Here is a 20,010-nt window from a genome sequence, read left to right on the forward strand (position 1 = left end):
CATGTCGATTCATCGCTGCCGGCGCAGACCAGGCCCTTTGCCGGACAATTTTCCGTCAGGCGTCACATGGCGGTAGCCGGACTTAGCTGCACCGGGTTACGATTGGCCAATTCCCTTCACGTCTTCAGCCGAATCTGAATGGCCCGGAGAGCCGCCTGATGAAGTCCTCGCTCGAAGAGACGCTGCTTGCCGCGATCCGCACCATTCCGGATTATCCCAAGCCGGGCATCCTGTTTCGCGACATTACCACGCTGCTCGGCAATGCGCGGGCCTTCCGCCGCGCCATCGACGAACTGGTGCATCCCTATGCCGGCCTCAAGATCGACAAGATCGCCGGCATCGAGGCGCGCGGCTTCATTCTCGGCGGCGCCATCGCCCACCAGCTCTCGGCCGGCTTCGTGCCGATCCGCAAGAAGGGCAAGCTGCCTTACGAGACGGTGCGCGTCGCCTACAGCCTGGAATACGGGCTGGACGAGATGGAGATGCACAAGGACGGTGTTTCTCCGGGCGAGAGGGTAATCCTCGTCGACGATTTGATCGCCACCGGCGGCACGGCCGAGGCGGCCGTCAAGCTATTGCGGCAGATCGGTGCCGACATCGTCGCCGCCTGCTTCGTCATCGACCTGCCGGACCTTGGCGGCCGAGAGAGGTTAGAGGCGCTCGGCGTACCGGTGAGGACGCTGATCGGGTTTGAGGGGCATTGAGCGTTTCTTCCTTCTCCCTTTCTGTGGGAGAAGGAAGAACTCCGCTCACCCCACCTTCACCAGCACGGCACTTTCGAATTCGATGACCTTGTCGCCCATCGAATCGAAGGCCTCTGAGCGGAGCGTCAGCAGCCGCCAGCCCGGTCGCGAGGCAATGGGGCGATGGGCCAGCGCGGTGCGGGTGAAAGTCACGGTTTCCCCGGCATAGACAGGTTTGGGCCATTTGAGGTTCTTGAAGCCGGGCGAGGGGCCGAATTCCGGCACCGGCCCAGGGCCGGGCCAGCGGGCGACCTCTGCCTCCATGCCAGCCTCGAGGTTCAGTTTCATCCAGGTGGCGGCGGTGTGCCAGCCCGAGGCACAGAGCCCGCCGAATATGCTGTTCCTCGCCGCCTCTTCGTCGATATGGAATATCTGCGGGTCGTATTTGCGGGCGAACGCCTTGATCGCCTCCGGTTCGAATCGATGCGAACCGAGCGTGACGGTGATACCGATGCAGAAGAATTCGTCGAGACTCACGCACTGCCCTCGCGGGTGAGGAACATGACGGTGTTTTCGAGCTCGAAAACGCCTTCGCCGCGCTGGTTGAACAACTCGCTGCGCATGGTCACCAGGCCAAGCCGGGGCTTCGATCTGGACAGTCGCTTGGCAAGGACGGTGGTGCTGCCGCTCAACAGGTCGCCGGCCAGGACTGGCCGTTTCCATTTGACCTGGTCGACGCCTGGCGCGCCCTGCGAGGTCGAGTCGAGCAGGAAGGCATCGCACAGCATGCGCATGAACATGGCGCAGGTGTGCCAGCCCGAAGCCGCCAGCCCGCCGAGGATGCTGGCCTTGCCCGCGGCCTCGTCGAGATGCATCGGCTGGGCATCGAATTCGCCGGCGAATTCGATGATTTCGGCGGCACTTACCAGCTTGGTGCCGAGATCGAGCGAAGCGCCCTCGACAAAATCCTCATAAGCCCAGGTCTTTGCGGTCATGATGGAAATCCGGTTCATGATTGTACGATCGCGGGTCCGGGTCCCGGATGCAGGCAGGGCGGCATTTGGTCAAGCAATTTCTACTGCGCCAGCCCCCGCTGCGACCAGGCCGCAGCGGAGCCATTGATGACCCTACAGCCAGCCGCGGCGGCGGAAATACCAGAAGGGCAGGATTGCCGATAGCACCATCATGCCGATGGCGAAGGGATAGCCAAGGTGCCATCTGAGCTCGGGGATGATGTCGAAATTCATGCCGTAGATCGAAGCGACAAGCGTCGGCGGCAGGAAGATGACAGCGGCGACGGAGAAGATCTTGATGATGGCGTTCTGCTCGATCGAGATCATGCCGAGCGTCGCGTCGAGCAGGAAGCTGATCTTCTGTGACAGGAACGTGGCGTGGTCGGCGAGCGACAGCACATCGCGCGACAAGGTCTTGATGCGGGCGCGGGTATCCTTGCTCATCCTGGTCTGCGTGGAGGCATGGGCGAGGAAACCGGCAAGGCGCTGTAGCGAGATCAGGCTGTCTCGGATCGAGGAGGCGAGGTCCTCCTTGCGGCCAATGCCTTTCAACAGCTCCTGGAAGTCGCGGTTGCGCTTGGAAACCTTGGTCGAGCGTGCCTCGAAGATGTCGCGCGAGATCACCTCGACGTCGCGGCCGGCGCGCTCCAGAATGTCGGCGAGGCGGTCGACGATCGCCTCCAGCAGTCCGATCAGGATGGTGTCGCCGCTGGTGCAGCCGGTCGCCACCTTCTCGGCGCGCAGCGGAAAGGTCCTGAACGCCTTCGGTTCGTGGTACCGCACGGTGATCAGCCTGCTGCCGGCGAGCACGAAGGTAACCGGCGACATCAACGGATCGTCAACCTCGGTCTGGGCAGGCAGAATGGCGGTCATGAAGTAGGCGCCGTCCTCGACGTAGAGACGGCTCGAGATCTCGATCTCTTCCATCTCTTCGCGGGTCGGAACGGCGATGCCGAGCCAGGTCTCGATTGTCGTCTCTTCTTCCTTTGTCGGGTTGAAGAGATCGACCCAGACGACAGTGTCGCTGTTTTGCAGGAGATCGTCGACCAGGCGCAGGCGATCATTGTCGACGACGAAGGCCTTGATCATCGCCGGGTCTCCCTTGCTGTTGCCAAAGAGCGTTCGTTTGGAGGGGGCGCGTCAGTCGGGTCGCACGGACACGGGCAGGTGAGGCGCGAGGCCGGTGCAGAGGCCCCTTAGACCCCGCACGACGGCCCGTCAAGCAGCGCAAGAGGCACTGCGACATCGAGCGACGGCAATGGTCGCCACTGGGCTCCCTCGCCGGGTCAGGTGTTGAACTTGAACAGCATGATGTCACCGTCCTGGACGACATACTCCTTGCCTTCGTCGCGCGCCTTGCCGGCCTCCTTGGCCGCCACTTCGCCGCCCAGCCTGACGAAGTCGTCATAGGCGATGGTCTGGGCGCGGATGAAGCCGCGCTCGAAATCGGTGTGGATAACGCCTGCCGCCTGCGGCGCCTTGGCGCCCTTGTGCACGGTCCAGGCGCGCGTCTCCTTCGGCCCGACGGTAAAATAGGTAATGAGCTGCAGCAGCTCGTAGCCAGCGCGGATCACCTTGTTCAGGCCCGGCTCGTCGAGCCCAAGCGAGGAGAGGAATTCCATCTCTTCTTCGTCCGAGAGCTGGGCGACCTCGGCTTCGATCGCCGCTGAAATCACGACGGTGCGGGCGCCTTGCGCGGCGGCCATCTGCTCGACGGCCCTGGTATGCGCGTTGCCGGTAGCGGCATCGGCTTCCGCGACGTTGCAGACATAGAGCACGGGGTGAGACGTCAATAGGTTCAGCCCCTGCAGGATGCGCAGGTCCTCGGCCGAGATGCCGTTGAGCAGGATACGGGCGGGCTTGCCGGCCTGCAGCAGTTCAAGCGCCGCTTCCATCATCGGAAGTACGGTCGCTGCTTCCTTGTCCTTGCCGGCGGCACGCTTGCGGATCTGCACGATGCGGCGCTCGAGGCTGTCGAGGTCGGCAAGCATCAATTCGGTCTCGACGGTCTCGGCATCGGCGACGGGATTAATGCGGCCCTCGACATGGGTGATGTCGTCATCCTCGAAGCAGCGCAGCACATGGACGATGGCGTCGACCTCACGGATGTTGGCGAGGAATTGGTTGCCAAGCCCTTCGCCTTTCGAGGCACCACGCACCAGGCCGGCAATGTCGACGAACGAGATGCGGGTCGGGATGATCTCCTTCGACTTGCCGATCGCGGCGATCTTCTGCAGGCGCGGGTCGGGCACCGCCACCTCGCCGGTATTCGGTTCGATAGTGCAGAACGGATAATTGGCGGCCTGCGCCGCCGCCGTCCTGGTCAGCGCATTGAAGAGCGTCGACTTGCCGACATTGGGCAAGCCAACGATGCCGCATTTGAAACCCATTTTGGTCTGGTCCTATCGGGAAATCGAAATTTGATCAGGGCTATGGGCGAAAGCGCCGATGATCGTCAAGGCGCAATTCAATTCAGACGCTGCGCGATGTCATCGGTGCCTATCGCCAACGAACGAACGCCGGACCTGCTCAGTATTTGCAGAAGATGCCAGAACGCGTCTACCTCGGCGGTTCCGAAATCGATGGTCAGTTGCCCGTCGAGCAATTGCACACTGTGAATGATGTTTCCGACGGTCTCCGATGTTTCACGCTCGCCATCGATATCGAACCAGCCGCGAAACCATTCGTCGAAGAGATCGCCGTCGAGCTCATTTACGAGGAATTTGAAATGAACCTCGTCCCATTTGAACGGTGAGACGAGGACATCCACTCCACCAATCCCGGCGTGAATATCCGGAGAGAATTTCACATAGGTTTCGCTGTTGATGAATTGCGGATTTGGCTGTCCGTCATTGCCGACGAAATCAACCGCGATGAGAGTTCGATAGAACGAATCGACATTCGAAAACTTGATCTCGGTTGCATGCGATCCTTGGCTGTTGCGAGCAAGTTCGCCGGCAGCAGCGACGAAATAATCAACATACTTCTGTCTGATGAGGCGGACCAATTCCTGAACGTCATCCATATCCATGGCTCAGTCCTTGCCGCCAAAAAGCTTCTTCAGCATAGCCGCCATCGGGCCGGTTTCGGGCAGCTTGGCCGCCGGCTGCTGCGGCCGCGCCTGGCGGACGTGGCTTTGCGCCTTTGGCGCCTTGGGCGGTGGGCGATCGTCGTCGCCCGTCGGCGTGAGCTTGTCGCGCAGGGCCAGCGTCACGCGGTTCATGAACGAGTTGTCGTCGCCCTTGGCAAGCAATCCGGCACCATCGGCGATTTCGTCGAGCAGCACGTCCAGCCATTCGCGGTCGCCCTTGGCGAAATCGCCGAGCACATGGCCGTGCACCATTTCCTTGACGCCGGGGTGGCCGACGCCGATGCGCACACGGCGAAAATCCTTGCCGACGTGCTGGTCGAGCGAGCGGATACCGTTGTGGCCGCCGGAACCGCCACCGACCTTGACCCGCACCTTGCCGGCGGCAAGGTCGATCTCGTCATAGAAGACAGTCAGCGCCGAAGGGCCGAGCTTGTAGAAGCGCAAGGCTTCGCCGACCGACTGGCCGGACAGGTTCATGAAGGTCTGCGGCTTGATCAGGATCACCTTTTCGCCGGCAAGCGTGCCTTCGGCGATCAGACCCTGGAATTTCTTCGACCAGGGTGAAAAGGAATGGCGGCGGGCGATCGCGTCCGCCGCCATGAAGCCGACATTGTGCCGGTTGTTGGCGTATTTCGCGCCCGGATTGCCGAGGCCTGCAAAGACAAGCATCGTCGCCTCCGGGCGGGAAGGAGTTACTTCTCTTCGGCGGCAGGAGCCGCTTCGGGCGCAGCCGCTTCAGTCGTCTCTTCCGCGGCCTCCGGCTTCATCGCCGAGGAGCCGGCAATGGTCGCGATGGTGAAGTCGCGGTCGGAGATCACCGGCTTGACGCCGGCCGGCAAGGTGACGGCCGAAATGTGGATCGAATCGCCGATATCCGTGCCGGTGAGATCGATGGTGATGAAATCCGGGATCGCATTGGCCGGGCAGTGGAACTCGACCTCGTGGCGCACGATGTTGAGCACGCCACCGCGCTTGATGCCGGGCGACTTGTCTTCATTGATGAAGTGCACGGGCACATCGACGTTGACTTCGGTATCCTTGCCGATGCGCAGGAAATCGACATGGACAGGGAAATCCTTGACCGGGTCGAGCTGGAAATCCTTGGGCAGAACCTGGATCTTGTTGCCGTCGACATCGATCGTGGCGACCGTGGTCAGAAACCCGCCGCCATGGATCTTGTAGTAGATGTCCTTGTAGGTCAGCGCAATCGCCAGGGGAGGCTGCTTGTCGCCGTAAATCACTGCAGGCACTTTACCGTTGCGGCGAACTGCACGGGCGGACCCCTTACCGACCTGTTCGCGCGCTTCGGCCTTGAGCTCGTAAGTATCGTGGCTCATGGCATTTCCTTTCGCGTTGTTCTGGAGCGTTCGCGGCCGGCAAAGTGCCGGGGCCGTAAACGTCGAAAGCCGCCATAGCTAACGCATGATCTGGTCCGAAAACCGGAATCCACTTTTCGGGATCATGCGGGAAGGCGGCCTTCCGCCGCGTTGCCTCCAAGGGTGTCTACGCGGGTGGCGGCTCTATAGCGGAAGGCGGCGCGAGGTGCAAGCGGGGCGGAAGGCGCCTGTCTACAAGGGTTTCCCCGATGGCATGGCGACCACCCATGCCGATGTCATCAACGCCGACCTGCTGACCTTCTTCAAGGCGCAAGGCCTTTCAGAACGTAACAAAAAAACCCGCCAGATGGCGGGTGTTCTTGTGTCAGGTCGTGCCGATGTCAGGCGATGCTCAAGCCGCCATCGATCAGCATTTCCGCACCGACCATGAACGGGCATTCGTCCGAAGCAAGAAAGACCACTGCATTGGCAATTTCCTCGGCGGTTCCAAAACGACGGGCAGGCACCAGGCCGACCACAGCTTTCGCGCGCACCTTCGCCGCTTCGGGGTCCAGCCCAAGTTTGTCGTTGAGCGGCGTGTCGATCGGACCCGGGCTGATCACATTGGCGCGAATACCGCGTTCTATCAGTTCGCCCGAGAGCGTCCGAGCGAGCGAAATCATGCCGGCCTTGGCCAGCGCATAGACGTGCGTTCCAGCCATTCCCATATGTGCGTTGACCGAGCCGCTGAGGATGATCGACGAGGGGTTCGAAAACAGCGGAACGAGCGCCTTGACCAGGAAGTACGGCCCCTTGAGGTCGACATCGATGCTCCTGTCAAACGCGGCCTCGGTCCAGTCGCCAAGCGGGCGCAGGTCGGCGATACCAGCATTGAGGAAGAGAGCATCGAGCTTGCCGAAGGTTTCCTCGATCCGCCGCGCTATGTCGTTCTGGGCAGCAGCATCTCCGGCGTCGGCGGCAATCACAAGCACATCACTGCCAAGGATGGTGCGCGCCTCCTCGAGACGGCTCGCATTGGTTCCGGTGATGGCGACGCGCGCACCTTCCTCGATGAAACGTCGCGCCGTCACCAGGCCGATGCCGCTGGTGCCGCCGGTAATCAAAGCGACCTTGCCTTTTAGTCTGGGCATAAGCTAATTGCCTTTTCTGGCGCGGAGCGCTGCGCAGCATCAGGGCTGAGCCCGGTATGTTCAACTTGAAGGCGTTGCTGACCAAAATTTTGCCTTCAGGGGTGGACCCTCTCTAACAGGCTTTTCACCCGGCGTGTGGTGAAAGAATCATCGAGGGCGCGACAAATGTCGCGCCCCTCGTATCAATTCCGAAAGATGAACTGATTTTAGCTGGCCACCGCCTCCACCTTCCTCGCTTCCTTCATGTTCGGCAAAAACACCGTCAGCAGGCCGAGTAGCGGCAAATACGAGCAGACCTGGAAGACGAAATCGATGCCTTTCATGTCGGCGACGACGCCAAGCACGGCGGCCGCGATGCCGCCCATGCCGAAGGCGAAGCCGAAGAAGATGCCGGCGATCATGCCGACCCGGCCGGGCACCAGTTCCTGCGCGAAGACGACGATGTTCGAGAAGGCCGAGGACAGGATCAGGCCGATCAGCACGGTGAGAACCATTGTCCACTCGAAATTGGCGTAGGGCAAGGCCAGGGTGAAGGGCAGCACGCCGACGATCGAGAACCAGATCATCGCCTTCTGCCCGTAGCGGTCGCCGAACGGGCCGCCGAGCAGGATGCCAAGGGCCGAGGCGCCGAGGAACAGAAACAGCATGACCTGCGACATCTGCACTGAGACGCCGAATTTATGGATGGCATAGAAGGTGTAGTAGCTGGACAGGCTGGCGATGTAGGCGTTCTTCGTCAGCACCAGCAAGGTAAGCACCAGCAGCGCGCCCATCACCTTGCGGCGGGGGAAGGGCGAGACGAAGCCTGCCGCCTTGCGGGTGCTCTGCGCGGCACGCAGGCGGCTGTACCAACCACCGACCTGCCACAGCACGATGATGCCGATCAACGAGCCGCCGGCAAACCACGCGATGCTGGTCTGGCCGAAGGGCACGACGATGAAGGCTGCCAGCAGCGGCCCCATCGCCTGGCCGAAATTGCCGCCGACCTGGAACAGCGACTGTGCCAGCCCGAACCGGCCGCCGGAGGCGAAGCGGGCGATGCGCGAGGATTCCGGATGGAAGATCGCTGAGCCGATGCCGATCAGCGAGGCGCCGATGAGGAGCAGGAAATAGTGTCCGGCATAGGCCAGCACGACCAGGCCGATCAACGAGGAGGCCATGCCGTAGGGCAGCGAGTAAGGCATCGGCCGCTTGTCGGTGATCATGCCGATCACCGGCTGCAGCAAGGATGCCGTCACCTGGAAGGTGAAAGTCAAAAGGCCGATCTGCCAGAAATCGAGACCGTAATTGTCCTTCAGCAGCGGATAGATCGCCGACAGCAGCGACTGCATGATGTCGTTGATGCAATGGCAGAAGCTCACCGCCAGGATGACGGTGAAGGCCGTCGCCTGAGCTGAAATGTGGCTGGCCGCTGCCGGCTTGGCGTCGGCGGTTGCTGTGGTATCGGTCAAGGCAGGCTCCGTGGTCTTTTTGGCGGGCGCTCCCGCAGGCGGTCTTATGGGCCGGCTGCCTTATACGTTGCTTGTCACGCGACTTCTTTCGTGGTTTGGTCCAATAGTTTCGCAAGTGGGCCATAGCTGATGCCGCATGGCAGGGAAATGTTCAGAGCGGGCGATACCGATCTCGGCCTGTTGCACGAGCGTCGCTGGCAATGGCTGGAGCAGGCCGTCGGGCCGGCCGTGGCGCTGCCGACCGAATATCCGGACGGCTATCACGTGCCACGGCACCATCATAGCCGCAGCCAGTTGCTGCACGCGCTGGTCGGTGTCGTGCTGGTGACGACGCGGCATGGGCGCTGGATGGTGCCCCCCGACCACGCGATGTGGATCCCCGCCGGCACCGAACATTCCGTCGAGATGCTGGGCGACGTCAGCATGCGGTCCGTCTATGTGATGCCGGAGGCCATTCCGGGCCTGCCGGACGGGTTGCGCGTCGTCGGCATCACCGACCTGATGCACAGCCTGATCGTGGAATCGGAAAAGCTGCCGCAAGGCGCCGAGCTGGAGGGGCGGGGTGGGCTGATCATGAAGCTCCTGCTGCACGAAATCCCGAACCTGCCGGAACGGCCGCTCGGACTGCCGTTCCCGTCCGATGCAAGGCTGGCGGCGCTGTGCCGGCGCTTCGTCTCAGCACCGTCACCGCATGCGACGATCGACGAGTGGGCCGCTATCGTCGGCATGAGCCGCCGCTCTTTCACCCGCGCGTTCCACCGCCAGACCGGATTGTCGCTATCGACCTGGCGCCAACAGGCCTGCCTGTTCGCGGCGCTGCCGCGGCTGGCCGACGGCGAGCCGATCACGAGGGTGGCGCTCGATCTCGGCTATGACAGCGTGCCGGCGTTCATCACCATGTTCAAGCGCATGCTGGGAGCCTCGCCACGCGGTTATATGCGGGGCGCGCGTGATGCTGGCGAAGGTGTGCGACGAATAAGCGGTCCGGCTCGGCCTGAGTCGCAGCCCTAAAGGGCGTCGCGTTCGGCCGGCCTCATGCGCCGCGCTTTGGGTTCTTGTTTTTATGCATTTCGTTATCGCAAAACCGCTGCACAGTTTTGCGCGACACGCATTAATCGAACAGGCTCGACACCGATTCCTCGGTCGCCGTGCGCGAGATCGCCTCGCCCATCAGTTCGGCGATGGAGATGACGCGGATATTGGTGGCGTCGAGCACTGCCTGGGTCGGCTGGATGGAATCGGTAATGACCAGTTCCTGCAGTTTCGAGGCGCCGATGCGGGCGATGGCACCGCCGGACAAAACGCCATGGGTAGTATAGGCGGTGACACTGGTGGCGCCGTCGGCAAGCAGCGCATCGGCCGCATTGCACAGCGTGCCGCCCGAATCGATGATGTCGTCGATCAACAGGCAATCCTTGCCGCGCACGTCACCGATGACGTTCATGACTTCCGATTCGCCGGGGCGCTCGCGGCGCTTGTCGACGATGGCAAGCTGGGCGTCGATGCGCTTGGCGAGCGCGCGGGCGCGGACCACGCCGCCGACATCCGGCGACACCACCATGACATTGGCAAGCTGCTTGTATTTTGCCTTTACGTCGCGGGCCATGACCGGCACGGAAAACAGATTGTCGGTCGGGATGTCGAAGAAGCCTTGAATCTGGCCGGCATGGAGATCCAGGGTCAGCACCCGGTCGACGCCCGCCCTGGTGATCATGTTGGCGACCAGCTTGGCCGAGATCGGTGTGCGGCCGGAGGCGCGGCGGTCCTGCCTGGCATAGCCGAAATAAGGAATAACCGCAGTGATGCGCTTGGCCGAGGAGCGCATGAAGGCGTCGATCATGATGAGTAGTTCCATCAGATGATCGTTGGTCGGGAACGAGGTGGATTGCAGGATGAAGACGTCCTCGCCGCGCACGTTCTCCTGGATCTCGACGAAGATTTCCTGGTCGGCGAAGCGCCTGACGCTGGCCTTGCCCAGCGGAATGTTGAGGTAGCGGGCGACTGATTCGGCCAGCACCCTGTTGGAATTGCCCGCGAAGAGCTTCATGCACCGTTCCTGGCGAAGGATTGAGAGACTCCGATAGCACTCCAGCCTCTTAGTCGGGCTTTTAGCGGCCCGCGCCGGTATTGCAAGCGTCGTGAATGGGAATCCGCCGGCTAATCTCAATAAACGCTTACGGCTTGAGCATGCGGCGATAGAGCCGGTTCCATGCCCGGCGGAATCGGGTTGGCGCTATCTTTCTGTTTGAGCATGATCTTTCCGAAAACCGGATTCCACTTTTGGAATCATACTCCAGGTCAGCCGGCGCCGCCGCCAAGCCAGGTGGCGAACTGGTCGATTGTCTGGTCGGCAATTGCCTGCATGGTCGCCGGCGCGACCGCCGCCCAGCCTTCACCACCGCCGACGGAGGGCGCCTTCTGCTGGCCATTGATGCGATGCAGCCGGTTGCCGGCCGGGTCATAGATGTCCCAGACGTAGATGACGGTGGTGTCCTTGCCTTCCGTCATGGTCGAGAAATAGCCCTTGAGCACATGCGTTGGGGTTTGGTCGGTGCTGCCGGCCAAAGTGATGCCGCGCTGCCTGGCGCGTGTCTGAAGCTCGGCGGTCAGCGGTGTCGCGGCTTCTACCGAGGCGCCGACGATCGGCGCCACCTGCAGCCGGGTCCGCGCAATGGCAGCCGCGCTTTTGGCGGGCGGCACGGCTGCTGCAGTGGAAGGCTGCGCTGTACCTGCAGTTTGCGCGGTGCCGGCAGGCTGAGCCGGGGTTGAGGGGGGCGTTGCGGCACCTCCGGCTCCGGAGAGCGATTGCGTCGATTGCGGGGCAATGGCCGAGGGTTCGAGAACGTCCTTCGCATTGGTGCAGGCCGCCAGTGCCAGCGCCACGAGCAATGACACGGTCGTCACATGCGATCGTCTCATTAGCCTGAAAACTCCTTGGCGACGAACGCCCCTCACACTCTTTCCATTATGGATTCACTGCACGATCAAGTCGAGATCATGGCGGGACAGCGGCTTCGGCTGGGATTCGGTCGTCAGATAGGTGCGGCCAAGCGTCATCGCGGTTTCGGTTTCGGAGTCCATGATGATCATATGGGCGAACAGCGTCATGTTCGGCGCGATCGGTTCGGGATTGCCCTGATAGAACATCGGCATATCCATCCAAGACGGGGTGAAGCGGGCGCCGAGCGAATAGCCGCAGGCATTGAGCCGGTGCTTGGTCAAATTGTGGGCCTCGAGCGTGCGGGCATGGGCGTCGAACACGTCGCCGAACGTGTTACCGGGCGTCATCGCCTTCTCGACTGCAAGTAGCGCGGCGCGGGCGGCATCGAACAATTCCTGGTGGCGTTTCGATGCCTTGCCGGTCAGCACCGTGCGCATCATTGCCGCATGGTAGTGGTGGAAGACACCGGCCCATTCGAGCGTCAGCTGGTCGTTCTTGGTGAGCTTGCGGCGACCGGCCTTGTAGCGGCAAAGCAGGGCGTCGACGCCGGAGCCGATGATGAACTCGTTGGCCGGATAATCGCCGCCGCCGGCAAAGATCGCACCTTGCATGGCGGCCAGGATCAGCGCCTCATCGCCGCCCTGCTTGATCAGCGGCAGTGCTGCGTCCAGCGCGTCGTCGGCCAGATTTGCGGCTTTTTCCGCCTTGGCGATTTCTGCCGGGCTCTTGAACAGCCGTAGCCGGCTGACAATGCCGGAGGCATCCGCGACCTGCCCGAAGGTCTGCAACTGCTCGTCGAGGCGCCGGCCATTATAGGCCGTCAGGCCGTGGGTGTCGTACTCGACGCCGATCCGGGCGCCGAGCAGGTCGAGTTCGTTGAGCAGATTGCGCAGGTCTACCGCCGGATTGGCGCCGTTGCGGTCCGTCCACAAAACGATGTTGTCGATGATCGAGGTGTGGCGCGCCTGGCGCAAGTCGGCCGAACGCGTCAGCAGCACCATCGAGCCGTCGGCCTTGACCACCAGGCACTGGAAAAAGCAGAAGCCGAAGGTGTCGTAGCCGGTCAGCCAATACATGCTTTCCTGGGCAAACAGCAGGACGGCGTCGAGCTTCTTTTCGGCGATCTCGATCATCAGTCGATCGCGCCGCGCGTCGAATTCCGAGCGTTCGAAATGCAGCGCCATCAGTCAGCCTCCAAAACGATTGCCGAAACCTGCCGCCCGTAGTCGGGCTCGTTGCGATGCGTGCTGCGCCGATAAGAGTAGAAAAGCTCTTCCTCGGCATAGGTGCAGCGGCCAAGTCCCTCGGCGTTGACGCCAGCCTTGGTCAGCCGGTCGACAGTGTAGCGGTTGAGATCGAACATCGCGTGTCCGGCATTTGCGGAGGGCGCGAAATAGCGGGCATTGCCGGCATCGGCGTCGACGAAGCGGGCGACGAATTCCGGTCCGACTTCGTAATTTCGTGGGCCGATGGAAGGACCGAGCACTGCGACGATGCGGTCGCGCCGGGCGCCAAGGCTTTCCATTGCCGCGACGGTGTTTTCCAGCACGCCGGTGAAAGCGCCTTTCCAGCCGGCATGGGCGGCGCCGATAATGCGCGCCTCGGAGTCGGCGAAGAGGACCGGTCCGCAGTCGGCGGTCGAGGCACCGACGGCAATGCCCGGCCGGTCGGTGACAATGGCGTCGGCCTTGGGCCGCTCGCCGGCGAAAACGTCCCTGGCAATGACGACGTCCGGCGAATGAACCTGGTGAGCGGTCAGCAGATGGTTTGCAGGCACGCCCATCCATTCGGCGACCCGGCGGCGATTCTCGCGCACCAGCGTCTGGTCATCGCTCGAGCCGGTGCCGATGTTGAGCCCCCGGTAGATGCCGCTGGAAATGCCGCCGACGCGTGTGAAGTAGCCGTGGCGGATGCCTTGCGCCGTTTCCAGCAAGGGCGACCGAACGGGATCCGGTTTGGTCTGATTCAGCATGGCGGCTTTGTTGTCCGTATGGGCGATTTCGTCAAGCGAGTTCAGACGGGGCGAGTTGAAGGCTGGTCAGTTAAGGCTGGCGCAGTTGATGTCGGGCGCTAGTCGAAGATGGGAGAGTGGGAGAGGCGGCAGCGAAAAGTCAATCCGTGCTTGGAAACGGCGGAACGGCAATGCCGGCGGGGAGGACGGCAAGCACCTTGAAGAGTTCGCCCATGGCCAGCGGGCCGGCGAGGCGCTCGACGTCGGCCGCTATCTTTTCGCGAGCTGCCTCATCCGCATTGGCGCCGAGCCGGCCAGCCCGTTCGAGAAGCCCCATCTTGAGCAGGAATTCACCTTGCGTTGAGAGGTGGGCATCGAGGCCGTGTGCCCGAACGGTTGCCGCAAGGGCAGCGAAATCGACATGGGCGGTGAGATCGGCCTGCCCCGGATTGGCCAGCACGTCCTCATGACCGTGCTTGCGCAATGCCTGCAAGGTGTCGCCGATCCCGGGCTGGAGGTGACCGTAGTCGAGAAACAGGCCGGCGCCGCCAAATCCGGCAAGTCGCCCGGCGATGGCCGCCATCAGGGCAGCGCGGGCTGGCGCCACCTCGACGATGGCACCTTGCGGCGCATTCTCGGCACCCTCCGGCAGCAGCATCGGGTCGAGCGAGCCGGCGCCGACGAAAAAGCGCAGCCGGTTCGTATCGTCGAGACCGATCATCCGTTCGCGCCAGCCGGCTCCAGCGCGGACGAACTGGCGGATAGGCACCGCGTCAAACAGCTCGTTGCCAACAATCAGAAGCGGCCCCTGCGGTAGTGTGTCAACGGCCTCATGCCAGGCGATGGTGGCCGACGTCCCGGCAAGCGTCCGTTTCTGGACCTCGGTCAACCGCGGACTGGTCTCGATCAAAGCGAACGATGCACTGGCGGCAAGCGTCGGATCAAGCCGCGAAAGCGTGCGCAGCATATCTCTCATCAGCGTGCCGCGGCCGGGGCCTATTTCGGCGATGGCGACCGGCGTCGGCCGGTCGATCGCCAGCCACGCCTGGTAGAGCCAGATGGCGACCAGTTCGCCAAACATCTGGCTGATCTCCGGCGCGGTGACGAAGTCGCCGGCGGCGCCGAACGGCTCGCGTGTCGTATAATAGCCGTCCTGCGGATCGAACAGGCAGAGCGCCATGTATTTGCTGATGGGGATCGGTCCCACCGCACCGATCAGCTCGGCGATGCGGGTCTTCAGCCGCGTCATGCCGGCTGCGGGTTTGCCACCGGCTTGGCTGTAGCCATCGCCCAGATGCCGGCCAGCACCATCGGCAGTGACAGCACCATCCCCATGGTCAGCCAGCTCGTGCCAAGGAGATAGCCAAGCTGCTGGTCGGGCTCGCGAAAGAATTCGATGAAGATGCGCGAGGCGCCATAGCCGGCGATGAAGGCGCCGCCGACGAAGCGCGGCGTCTTCAGCTTGAGCCGCGAATGGGTGAGGAAGCGCAGGACAAGGAACAACACCAGCCCTTCGAGGAGCGCCTCGTAGATCTGGCTCGGATGGCGTGGAAATGGGCCTCCATTGGGGAATTCGAATGCCCATGGAACGTCGGTCGGCCGGCCCCATAGTTCGGAATTGATGAAGTTTGCCAGGCGAACGAGGCCAAGCCCCACCGGCACGCCGGCGGCAACCACGTCGAACAGTGACCATGTGCGGATGCCGCGAGACCGGGAAAACAGCGTCATTGCGAGAATGACGCCGAGCAGGCCGCCATGAAACGACATACCGCCCTGCCAGACGGCGACGATATCGAGCGGATTGGCAATGTAGCGCGGCAGGTCGTAGAACAGCACGTAGCCGGTGCGTCCGCCGAGCACCACACCGATGGCTGCCCAGACGATGAAGTCGTCGAGGTCGACGGGCTTCATCGGCAGGGTGCCGTCAGGCCAGAGTCTCGGGTTGGTGACGAGGCGCTTGGCATACCACCAGGCGAACAGAATGCCGACGATGTAGCCGACGCCGTACCAATGCACCGCCAGTGGTCCGATCCTGACGATGACCGGGTCGATGTTGGGAAAGGGCAGGGCGGCCAGCGGCAGCAAATATTCGCTCAACAGGGTCTCCGGGTTCCAATCAGGTTCGGGCGCGGACCATGCGGCAGGGTTTTGGCAGGGTCAAGGCAAGCATATGCTTGCATTCCGAATCGTGCGCCACTACGTCAATTCAACCAAGCGAGGATTTGCCATGGCGACCGGACCGAACCGCATTCTCGATGAATTCGCCAAGCTGATGACCGACGCAGCCGGTGCCGCGCAAGGCGTGCGGCGCGAGGTCGAGACCGCCTTCAGGGGCCAGGCCGAGCGCATACTCAACTCCATGGACGTGGTGCAGCGCGAGGAATTCGAGGCCGCTCGCGACATGGCGGCGAAGGCCAGGGAAGAAAACACCCGCCTCGCCGCTCGCATCGAGGCGCTCGAGGCCAGGCTTGCCGAATTGACCGGTCAAGTAGCGCCTGCGGCTGCGGCGAAGCCGCGTGCAAAAAAATAATAAGAAATAAATCATTAAACTTTTCCACAAAGCTGGATCGCAAAAAGCGCTTTGTCGTGAATCGCTTACCGGTACTGCGTGAATCTTTGTGACAGCGCCTTTCCACATGCGAATGACGCAGTGCGAAAAATTTGGCTGGTCACGCGACTCCCGATCAATAGACTGAATTTGTTGCATGATTCGGAGCAGGGTCATGCGCCGGGCGGTGGGGTCCGGTCCGGGGTCTTTGCGTTGACGAAGTCCTGGCCGTCCGAGTTCTAGGCAGAATTGTTCGAGTGTGCCTCTCCCGCGGAGCGTGTGGTGGCGCTCCCAGAACGACAGGAAGCATTTCATGGAACTTCTCGAACTCGAATTCTCCCGCGAAATCCATCCGGTGGATGTTATCGAGCAGGTGGCGCACAACAACGACTGGTCCTTCGAACGGGCCGGCGACGACGAGATCTCGATTTCGGTTGCCGGAAGCTGGACCGACTACCACGTTTCATTCTCCTGGATGGAGGACTACGAGGCGCTGCACCTGGCCTGCGCCTTCGACATCAAGGTGCCTGAGGCGCGCGCGCTCGAGGTGATGCGGCTGCTTTCGCTGATCAACGAGCAGATGCTGTTTGGCCATTTCGACTTCTGGGAGCAGGAAGGCGCCATCATGTTCCGCCAGTCGCTGCTGCTGGCCGGTGGGGTCGAGCCGTCGAGCCAGCAGGTCGAGGTGCTGCTGTCGTCGGCGCTGGAAGCCTGCGAATGCTATTTCCAGGCGTTCCAGTTCGTCGTCTGGTCAGGGACTTCGGCCAAGGATGCGCTGGCCGGCGTGTTGTTCGAAACCTACGGAAACGCCTGACCGTCGATGAGTTCGAGCAAGGCCCGAAAACCCGAGATCAGCTTTGCCGATTTCGACCGCATCGACATCCGCGCCGGCACGATCGTCGAGGCCGAGCCTTTTCCCGAGGCGCGCAAGCCGGCGATCAAGTTGAAAATCGACTTTGGTCCCGTGATCGGGGTGAAGAAATCCTCGGCCCAGATCACAAAATACTATACGCCCGAAACCCTGATCGGCCGGCAGGTGTTCGCTGTGGTCAATTTCCCGCCGCGCCAGATCGGGCTATTCATGTCGGAAGTGCTGACGCTCGGCTTTCCCGATGAAGAGGGCGCCGTCGTCCTTGGCGCGATCGAGCGCAGGGTGCCGGACGGCGGCAGATTGTTTTAACCGCGCTGTTGCTCAGGCGGCCAGTTTACGCTTGGTACCCAGCGCTTCTTCGACCGTTTCCATGAACATTTCCGCGCATGCCTTCCAGCTGTAGCGCATCGCGCGTTGCCGCGCCTCGGCGCGGTCGACGTGAAGGGCAGCGAGCGCCGCTTGCCGCAGGTCGTCCGACACCGCGCCGCCGATGCCGTCACCCACAATATCGATCGGTCCGGTGACTGGATAGGCTGCGACCGGCGTGCCGCTGGCCAGCGCCTCTATGATGACGTTGCCGAATGTGTCGGTGCGGCTGGGGAAGACGAAGGCATCGGCCGAAGCGTAGATCTCGGCCAGTTCGTCGTTCGGGCGATGGCCGAGGAAATGGGCATCGGGATATCTGGCCTTCAGCTTCGCCAATTCCGGCCCTTCGCCTACGATCACCTTGCTGCCGGGCAGGTCGAGGTCGAGGAAGGCCGGCAGGTTTTTTTCGACCGCGACGCGGCCGACGCAGAGGAAGATCGGTCCGGGAAATCCCAGGTCCTTTCTTTTGTCCGGCCGAAAATGATCGGTGTCGACGCCGCGCGTCCACGGCCGGAGCTTGGTGAAGCCGCGCGCCGCAAGATCGTCGGCAAGCGACTGAGTGGCAACCAGCGTGCCCTGTCCTGAATTGTGGAAATCGCGCAGCCAGCGATAGGCCCATGCTTCAGGCACCGGCAGGCGCGCGCTCAGATATTCCGGAAAACGTGTGTGATAGCTGGTCGTGAACGGGCGGCCGGCGTTGCGGCAGTAGCGCCGGGCCATAATACCGAGCGGTCCTTCGGTGACGATATGGATGTGGTCCACCTTGCGTGCCTCGATCAGCTGCGCCACGCGGTGCGGCGTCGTCAGCGCCAGCCTGATATCGGGATAGGTCGGCAGAGGCAGGGTGCGAAAGATGTTCGGCGTCAGGAAGTCCGTCTCGACATCGAAGGATTTCAGGGTCTCCGAGAGACGCTCCAGCGTGTGGACGACGCCGTTGACTTGCGGGCGCCAGGCGTCGGTGACCATCAGGATGCGCATGGCGGTCCCTTGGCGGAGAGCTTGATTGCCTTGCCGCGATACCTGAACGGCGACCACGCCGCAGCTCTGGCCTCGCACCGGCGCACCCGGGCAGGCGCGGGGTCGAAATGAGGCCGCAGGGCCGAATCAATCAAGATCGCGCGCTTCATTGGCGCTCTTCACCATGGTTTCATGACGGGCCGATGAAGGCCGGGTCTCGTTGCCGTCAAGCCGGAACCTTGATCACCGCCCGCAGGCCGCCGAGCGGGCTGCGTTCGAGGACGATGTCGCCGCCGTGGCTGCGGGCAATATCACGTGCGATGGAGAGGCCAAGGCCGGTGCCGCTGGCATCGAGGTTGCGGGCCTCGTCCAAACGCACGAAAGGCTTGAATACATCCTCCCGCTTTTCGGGTGGAATGCCCGGACCGTCATCGTCGATGGTGACGAGCAGCGAACCGCGTCCGTGATTGGCATTGATCTCCACCGTCTTGGCATAGCGGAATGCATTGCCGACGACGTTGGACAGCAGCCGGGCAAAGGCATTGGGGCGCACATGCACATGCGGATCGCCGACAAGCACGGTCGACATCTTGCGCTTGCGCAGCGCGGCTTCCTCGCGAAGCTTGTCGAAGAAGGCTTCGAGATCGAACTGACCGGCGTCTTCCGACGCTTCTCCGCGTGCAAAGGCAAGGTAGCCTTCCAGCATCGACTGCATGTCATCGATGTCCTGGTCGAGTGCCTGGGTATCGGCCGCCTTGGTCCCGGCAAGCGCCAATTGCAGCTTGAAGCGGGTGAGGATGGTCCTCAGATCGTGGCTGACGCCGCTCAGCATGGCGGTACGCTGCTCGAGCTGGCGTTCGATGCGTTCGCGCATCTGGATGAAGGCAAAGCCGGCGCGGCGGACTTCTTCGGCTCCGCGCGGGCGAAAATCGCGCGGCATCGGCCGGCCCTTGCCGAAGCTCTCGGCCGCCTCGGCCAGCGTCAGAATCGGCCGGATCTGGTTGCGCAGGAAGGGAATGGCGATCATCAGCAGCACCAGTGAGGTGCCGACCATCCAGATCAGGAAAATATGGGTGTTCGATGCATAGGCTTGGCTGCGGCGCACGAAGACGCGCAGCACCTTGTTCTCAAGCTGGACGCGGACCTCGACGATATTGGAATTGCCGACCGTATCGATCCAGAACGGACGGTTGATCTGGCGGGTGATCTCGGACGAAAGGATCTCGTCGAGGATCGAGAAGAACGGCTTTGGCCCGGGTGGCGGCAGCGGGTCGGGCGGCAGGAGGTCGACCTTCAGTTGCATGCGATCCTGGGCGATGCGGATGACGTTGGCGTAGTCGGCGTCGTGAGGATAGGTCTCTATCAGGTCGATGATGGCGGCGATGTCGCGCACCGTGGCCTGCGACAGGCGCTGCGTCACGGTCTGCCAGTGGCGCTCCATGAAGACAAAGGCGACGACCGACTGCAGCATGATCATCGGCGCGATGACGATGATCAGCGAGCGGGCATAGAGCCGCTTCGGCATGTAAAGCGACACCAGGCGCCAGAAACGGTTCCAGGCGCGCGGCACGGCCTTGAGCGCCCGCGTCGCGCGAGCGCTCAAGCCGCCATCTCCCGGCCGTTCGAGTTGCGTGGTCGCCATTCGTCTTTTCGCTCACCGGCGGCCCGGCA

Annotated in this window: 22 protein-coding genes; 5 read left to right on the forward strand and 17 right to left on the reverse strand. The window is 62.5% G+C overall.

Annotated elements, in window-relative coordinates:
* Positions 1-158: 158 nt before the first annotated feature.
* The gene (locus NKH21_RS05980) at positions 159-704 is read left to right on the forward strand and encodes an adenine phosphoribosyltransferase (protein ID WP_352664656.1); all 546 of its coding nucleotides are present in this window, start codon (positions 159-161) and stop codon (positions 702-704) included.
* A 45-nt stretch (positions 705-749) separates the two neighbouring features.
* Here the strand turns inward: NKH21_RS05980 and NKH21_RS05985 are convergent, their stop codons facing one another.
* From NKH21_RS05985 to NKH21_RS06025, 9 genes are all read right to left on the reverse strand, one after another.
* Positions 750-1,220 (reverse strand): MaoC family dehydratase, encoded by a 471-nt coding sequence (locus tag NKH21_RS05985; protein WP_352664658.1) that lies wholly within the window; start codon positions 1,218-1,220, stop codon positions 750-752.
* The gene (locus NKH21_RS05990; RefSeq protein ID WP_352466830.1) at positions 1,217-1,678 is read right to left on the reverse strand and encodes a MaoC family dehydratase; all 462 of its coding nucleotides are present in this window, start codon (positions 1,676-1,678) and stop codon (positions 1,217-1,219) included. Before NKH21_RS05990 ends, NKH21_RS05985 begins: the two co-directional genes overlap by 4 nt.
* 132 nt (positions 1,679-1,810) lie before the next feature.
* Complete coding sequence (gene corA, locus NKH21_RS05995; protein ID WP_352863538.1) at positions 1,811-2,785, reverse strand: magnesium/cobalt transporter CorA; 975 nt, start codon at positions 2,783-2,785, stop codon at positions 1,811-1,813.
* 197 nt (positions 2,786-2,982) lie between these two features.
* The gene (ychF, locus tag NKH21_RS06000; RefSeq protein ID WP_352863540.1) at positions 2,983-4,086 is read right to left on the reverse strand and encodes a redox-regulated ATPase YchF; all 1,104 of its coding nucleotides are present in this window, start codon (positions 4,084-4,086) and stop codon (positions 2,983-2,985) included.
* Positions 4,087-4,163: 77 nt separating this feature from the next.
* Positions 4,164-4,727, reverse strand: a complete 564-nt coding sequence (locus NKH21_RS06005; protein WP_352863542.1) for a hypothetical protein — start codon at positions 4,725-4,727, stop codon at positions 4,164-4,166.
* 3 nt (positions 4,728-4,730) lie between these two features.
* On the reverse strand, positions 4,731-5,456 hold the full coding sequence (gene pth, locus NKH21_RS06010; RefSeq protein WP_352664666.1) for an aminoacyl-tRNA hydrolase: 726 nt from the start codon (positions 5,454-5,456) through the stop codon (positions 4,731-4,733).
* A gap of 23 nt (positions 5,457-5,479) precedes the next feature.
* Complete coding sequence (locus NKH21_RS06015) at positions 5,480-6,124, reverse strand: 50S ribosomal protein L25/general stress protein Ctc (protein WP_352489001.1); 645 nt, start codon at positions 6,122-6,124, stop codon at positions 5,480-5,482.
* Positions 6,125-6,504: 380 nt separating this feature from the next.
* A complete protein-coding gene (locus tag NKH21_RS06020; protein ID WP_352664668.1) occupies positions 6,505-7,254 on the reverse strand; it encodes an SDR family oxidoreductase in 750 nt (249 codons plus the stop codon).
* A gap of 206 nt (positions 7,255-7,460) precedes the next feature.
* Complete coding sequence (locus NKH21_RS06025; protein ID WP_352664670.1) at positions 7,461-8,705, reverse strand: MFS transporter; 1,245 nt, start codon at positions 8,703-8,705, stop codon at positions 7,461-7,463.
* A 129-nt stretch (positions 8,706-8,834) separates the two neighbouring features.
* On the opposite strand from NKH21_RS06025, the gene NKH21_RS06030 reads away from it, so the two are divergent.
* Positions 8,835-9,716 (forward strand): AraC family transcriptional regulator, encoded by an 882-nt coding sequence (locus tag NKH21_RS06030; RefSeq protein ID WP_352664672.1) that lies wholly within the window; start codon positions 8,835-8,837, stop codon positions 9,714-9,716.
* A gap of 100 nt (positions 9,717-9,816) precedes the next feature.
* Here the strand turns inward: NKH21_RS06030 and NKH21_RS06035 are convergent, their stop codons facing one another.
* From NKH21_RS06035 to lgt, 6 genes are all read right to left on the reverse strand, one after another.
* Positions 9,817-10,752 carry a ribose-phosphate pyrophosphokinase gene (locus NKH21_RS06035; RefSeq protein WP_352489004.1) on the reverse strand — a complete coding sequence of 312 codons (936 nt, stop codon included), beginning with the start codon at positions 10,750-10,752 and terminating at the stop codon, positions 9,817-9,819.
* Between the two features lie 251 nt (positions 10,753-11,003).
* On the reverse strand, positions 11,004-11,624 hold the full coding sequence (locus NKH21_RS06040) for a hypothetical protein (protein WP_352664674.1): 621 nt from the start codon (positions 11,622-11,624) through the stop codon (positions 11,004-11,006).
* Positions 11,625-11,678: 54 nt separating this feature from the next.
* Positions 11,679-12,830 carry a M24 family metallopeptidase gene (locus NKH21_RS06045; RefSeq protein WP_352863546.1) on the reverse strand — a complete coding sequence of 384 codons (1,152 nt, stop codon included), beginning with the start codon at positions 12,828-12,830 and terminating at the stop codon, positions 11,679-11,681.
* Positions 12,830-13,618, reverse strand: coding sequence for a peptidoglycan editing factor PgeF (gene pgeF / locus NKH21_RS06050; protein ID WP_352664678.1), 789 nt, complete (start codon positions 13,616-13,618; stop codon positions 12,830-12,832). The genes NKH21_RS06045 and pgeF overlap by 1 nt, the downstream gene beginning before the upstream one ends.
* Positions 13,619-13,757: 139 nt before the next feature.
* Positions 13,758-14,846: a class I SAM-dependent methyltransferase gene (locus tag NKH21_RS06055; RefSeq protein ID WP_352664680.1), complete on the reverse strand. Its 1,089-nt coding sequence runs from the start codon at positions 14,844-14,846 to the stop codon at positions 13,758-13,760.
* Positions 14,843-15,694: a prolipoprotein diacylglyceryl transferase gene (gene lgt, locus NKH21_RS06060; protein ID WP_352664682.1), complete on the reverse strand. Its 852-nt coding sequence runs from the start codon at positions 15,692-15,694 to the stop codon at positions 14,843-14,845. The genes NKH21_RS06055 and lgt overlap by 4 nt, the downstream gene beginning before the upstream one ends.
* A gap of 130 nt (positions 15,695-15,824) precedes the next feature.
* On the opposite strand from lgt, the gene NKH21_RS06065 reads away from it, so the two are divergent.
* The 3 genes from NKH21_RS06065 to NKH21_RS06075 all read left to right on the forward strand — a co-directional run bounded on the left by NKH21_RS06065 (position 15,825) and on the right by NKH21_RS06075 (position 17,325).
* Positions 15,825-16,127: an accessory factor UbiK family protein gene (locus NKH21_RS06065; protein ID WP_352469177.1), complete on the forward strand. Its 303-nt coding sequence runs from the start codon at positions 15,825-15,827 to the stop codon at positions 16,125-16,127.
* Between the two features lie 331 nt (positions 16,128-16,458).
* On the forward strand, positions 16,459-16,959 hold the full coding sequence (locus NKH21_RS06070; protein ID WP_352664684.1) for a type III secretion system chaperone family protein: 501 nt from the start codon (positions 16,459-16,461) through the stop codon (positions 16,957-16,959).
* 6 nt (positions 16,960-16,965) lie between these two features.
* Positions 16,966-17,325, forward strand: coding sequence for a tRNA-binding protein (locus NKH21_RS06075; protein WP_352863549.1), 360 nt, complete (start codon positions 16,966-16,968; stop codon positions 17,323-17,325).
* 12 nt (positions 17,326-17,337) lie between these two features.
* On the opposite strand, the gene NKH21_RS06080 is transcribed toward NKH21_RS06075, so the two are convergent.
* Positions 17,338-18,360 (reverse strand): glycosyltransferase family 4 protein, encoded by a 1,023-nt coding sequence (locus tag NKH21_RS06080; protein ID WP_352664688.1) that lies wholly within the window; start codon positions 18,358-18,360, stop codon positions 17,338-17,340.
* A gap of 205 nt (positions 18,361-18,565) precedes the next feature.
* Positions 18,566-19,981: an ATP-binding protein gene (locus NKH21_RS06085; protein WP_352664690.1), complete on the reverse strand. Its 1,416-nt coding sequence runs from the start codon at positions 19,979-19,981 to the stop codon at positions 18,566-18,568.
* Between the last annotated feature and the right edge of the window lie 29 nt (positions 19,982-20,010).

Origin of the sequence: Mesorhizobium sp. M1329, assembly GCF_040318035.1 — a bacterium.
Taxonomy (GTDB): Bacteria; Pseudomonadota; Alphaproteobacteria; order Rhizobiales; family Rhizobiaceae; genus Mesorhizobium.

What these genes read in the sequence shown, in the direction of transcription:
- ychF (WP_352863540.1), bottom strand. Translation starts at nt 4,086, where the DNA reads ATGGGTTTCAAATGCGGCATCGTTGGCTTGCCCAATGTCGGCAAGTCG.
- NKH21_RS06035 (WP_352489004.1), bottom strand. Translation starts at nt 10,752, where the DNA reads ATGAAGCTCTTCGCGGGCAATTCCAACAGGGTGCTGGCCGAATCAGTC.
- pth (WP_352664666.1), bottom strand. Translation starts at nt 5,456, where the DNA reads ATGCTTGTCTTTGCAGGCCTCGGCAATCCGGGCGCGAAATACGCCAAC.
- NKH21_RS06075 (WP_352863549.1), top strand. Translation starts at nt 16,966, where the DNA reads ATGAGTTCGAGCAAGGCCCGAAAACCCGAGATCAGCTTTGCCGATTTC.
- NKH21_RS06040 (WP_352664674.1), bottom strand. Translation starts at nt 11,624, where the DNA reads ATGAGACGATCGCATGTGACGACCGTGTCATTGCTCGTGGCGCTGGCA.
- NKH21_RS06070 (WP_352664684.1), top strand. Translation starts at nt 16,459, where the DNA reads ATGGAACTTCTCGAACTCGAATTCTCCCGCGAAATCCATCCGGTGGAT.
- NKH21_RS06030 (WP_352664672.1), top strand. Translation starts at nt 8,835, where the DNA reads ATGCCGCATGGCAGGGAAATGTTCAGAGCGGGCGATACCGATCTCGGC.
- NKH21_RS06055 (WP_352664680.1), bottom strand. Translation starts at nt 14,846, where the DNA reads ATGACGCGGCTGAAGACCCGCATCGCCGAGCTGATCGGTGCGGTGGGA.
- NKH21_RS06020 (WP_352664668.1), bottom strand. Translation starts at nt 7,254, where the DNA reads ATGCCCAGACTAAAAGGCAAGGTCGCTTTGATTACCGGCGGCACCAGC.
- NKH21_RS06045 (WP_352863546.1), bottom strand. Translation starts at nt 12,830, where the DNA reads ATGGCGCTGCATTTCGAACGCTCGGAATTCGACGCGCGGCGCGATCGA.
- NKH21_RS06015 (WP_352489001.1), bottom strand. Translation starts at nt 6,124, where the DNA reads ATGAGCCACGATACTTACGAGCTCAAGGCCGAAGCGCGCGAACAGGTC.
- corA (WP_352863538.1), bottom strand. Translation starts at nt 2,785, where the DNA reads ATGATCAAGGCCTTCGTCGTCGACAATGATCGCCTGCGCCTGGTCGAC.
- NKH21_RS05980 (WP_352664656.1), top strand. Translation starts at nt 159, where the DNA reads ATGAAGTCCTCGCTCGAAGAGACGCTGCTTGCCGCGATCCGCACCATT.
- NKH21_RS05990 (WP_352466830.1), bottom strand. Translation starts at nt 1,678, where the DNA reads ATGACCGCAAAGACCTGGGCTTATGAGGATTTTGTCGAGGGCGCTTCG.
- pgeF (WP_352664678.1), bottom strand. Translation starts at nt 13,618, where the DNA reads ATGCTGAATCAGACCAAACCGGATCCCGTTCGGTCGCCCTTGCTGGAA.
- NKH21_RS06085 (WP_352664690.1), bottom strand. Translation starts at nt 19,981, where the DNA reads ATGGCGACCACGCAACTCGAACGGCCGGGAGATGGCGGCTTGAGCGCT.
- NKH21_RS06080 (WP_352664688.1), bottom strand. Translation starts at nt 18,360, where the DNA reads ATGCGCATCCTGATGGTCACCGACGCCTGGCGCCCGCAAGTCAACGGC.
- NKH21_RS06065 (WP_352469177.1), top strand. Translation starts at nt 15,825, where the DNA reads ATGGCGACCGGACCGAACCGCATTCTCGATGAATTCGCCAAGCTGATG.
- NKH21_RS06005 (WP_352863542.1), bottom strand. Translation starts at nt 4,727, where the DNA reads ATGGATATGGATGACGTTCAGGAATTGGTCCGCCTCATCAGACAGAAG.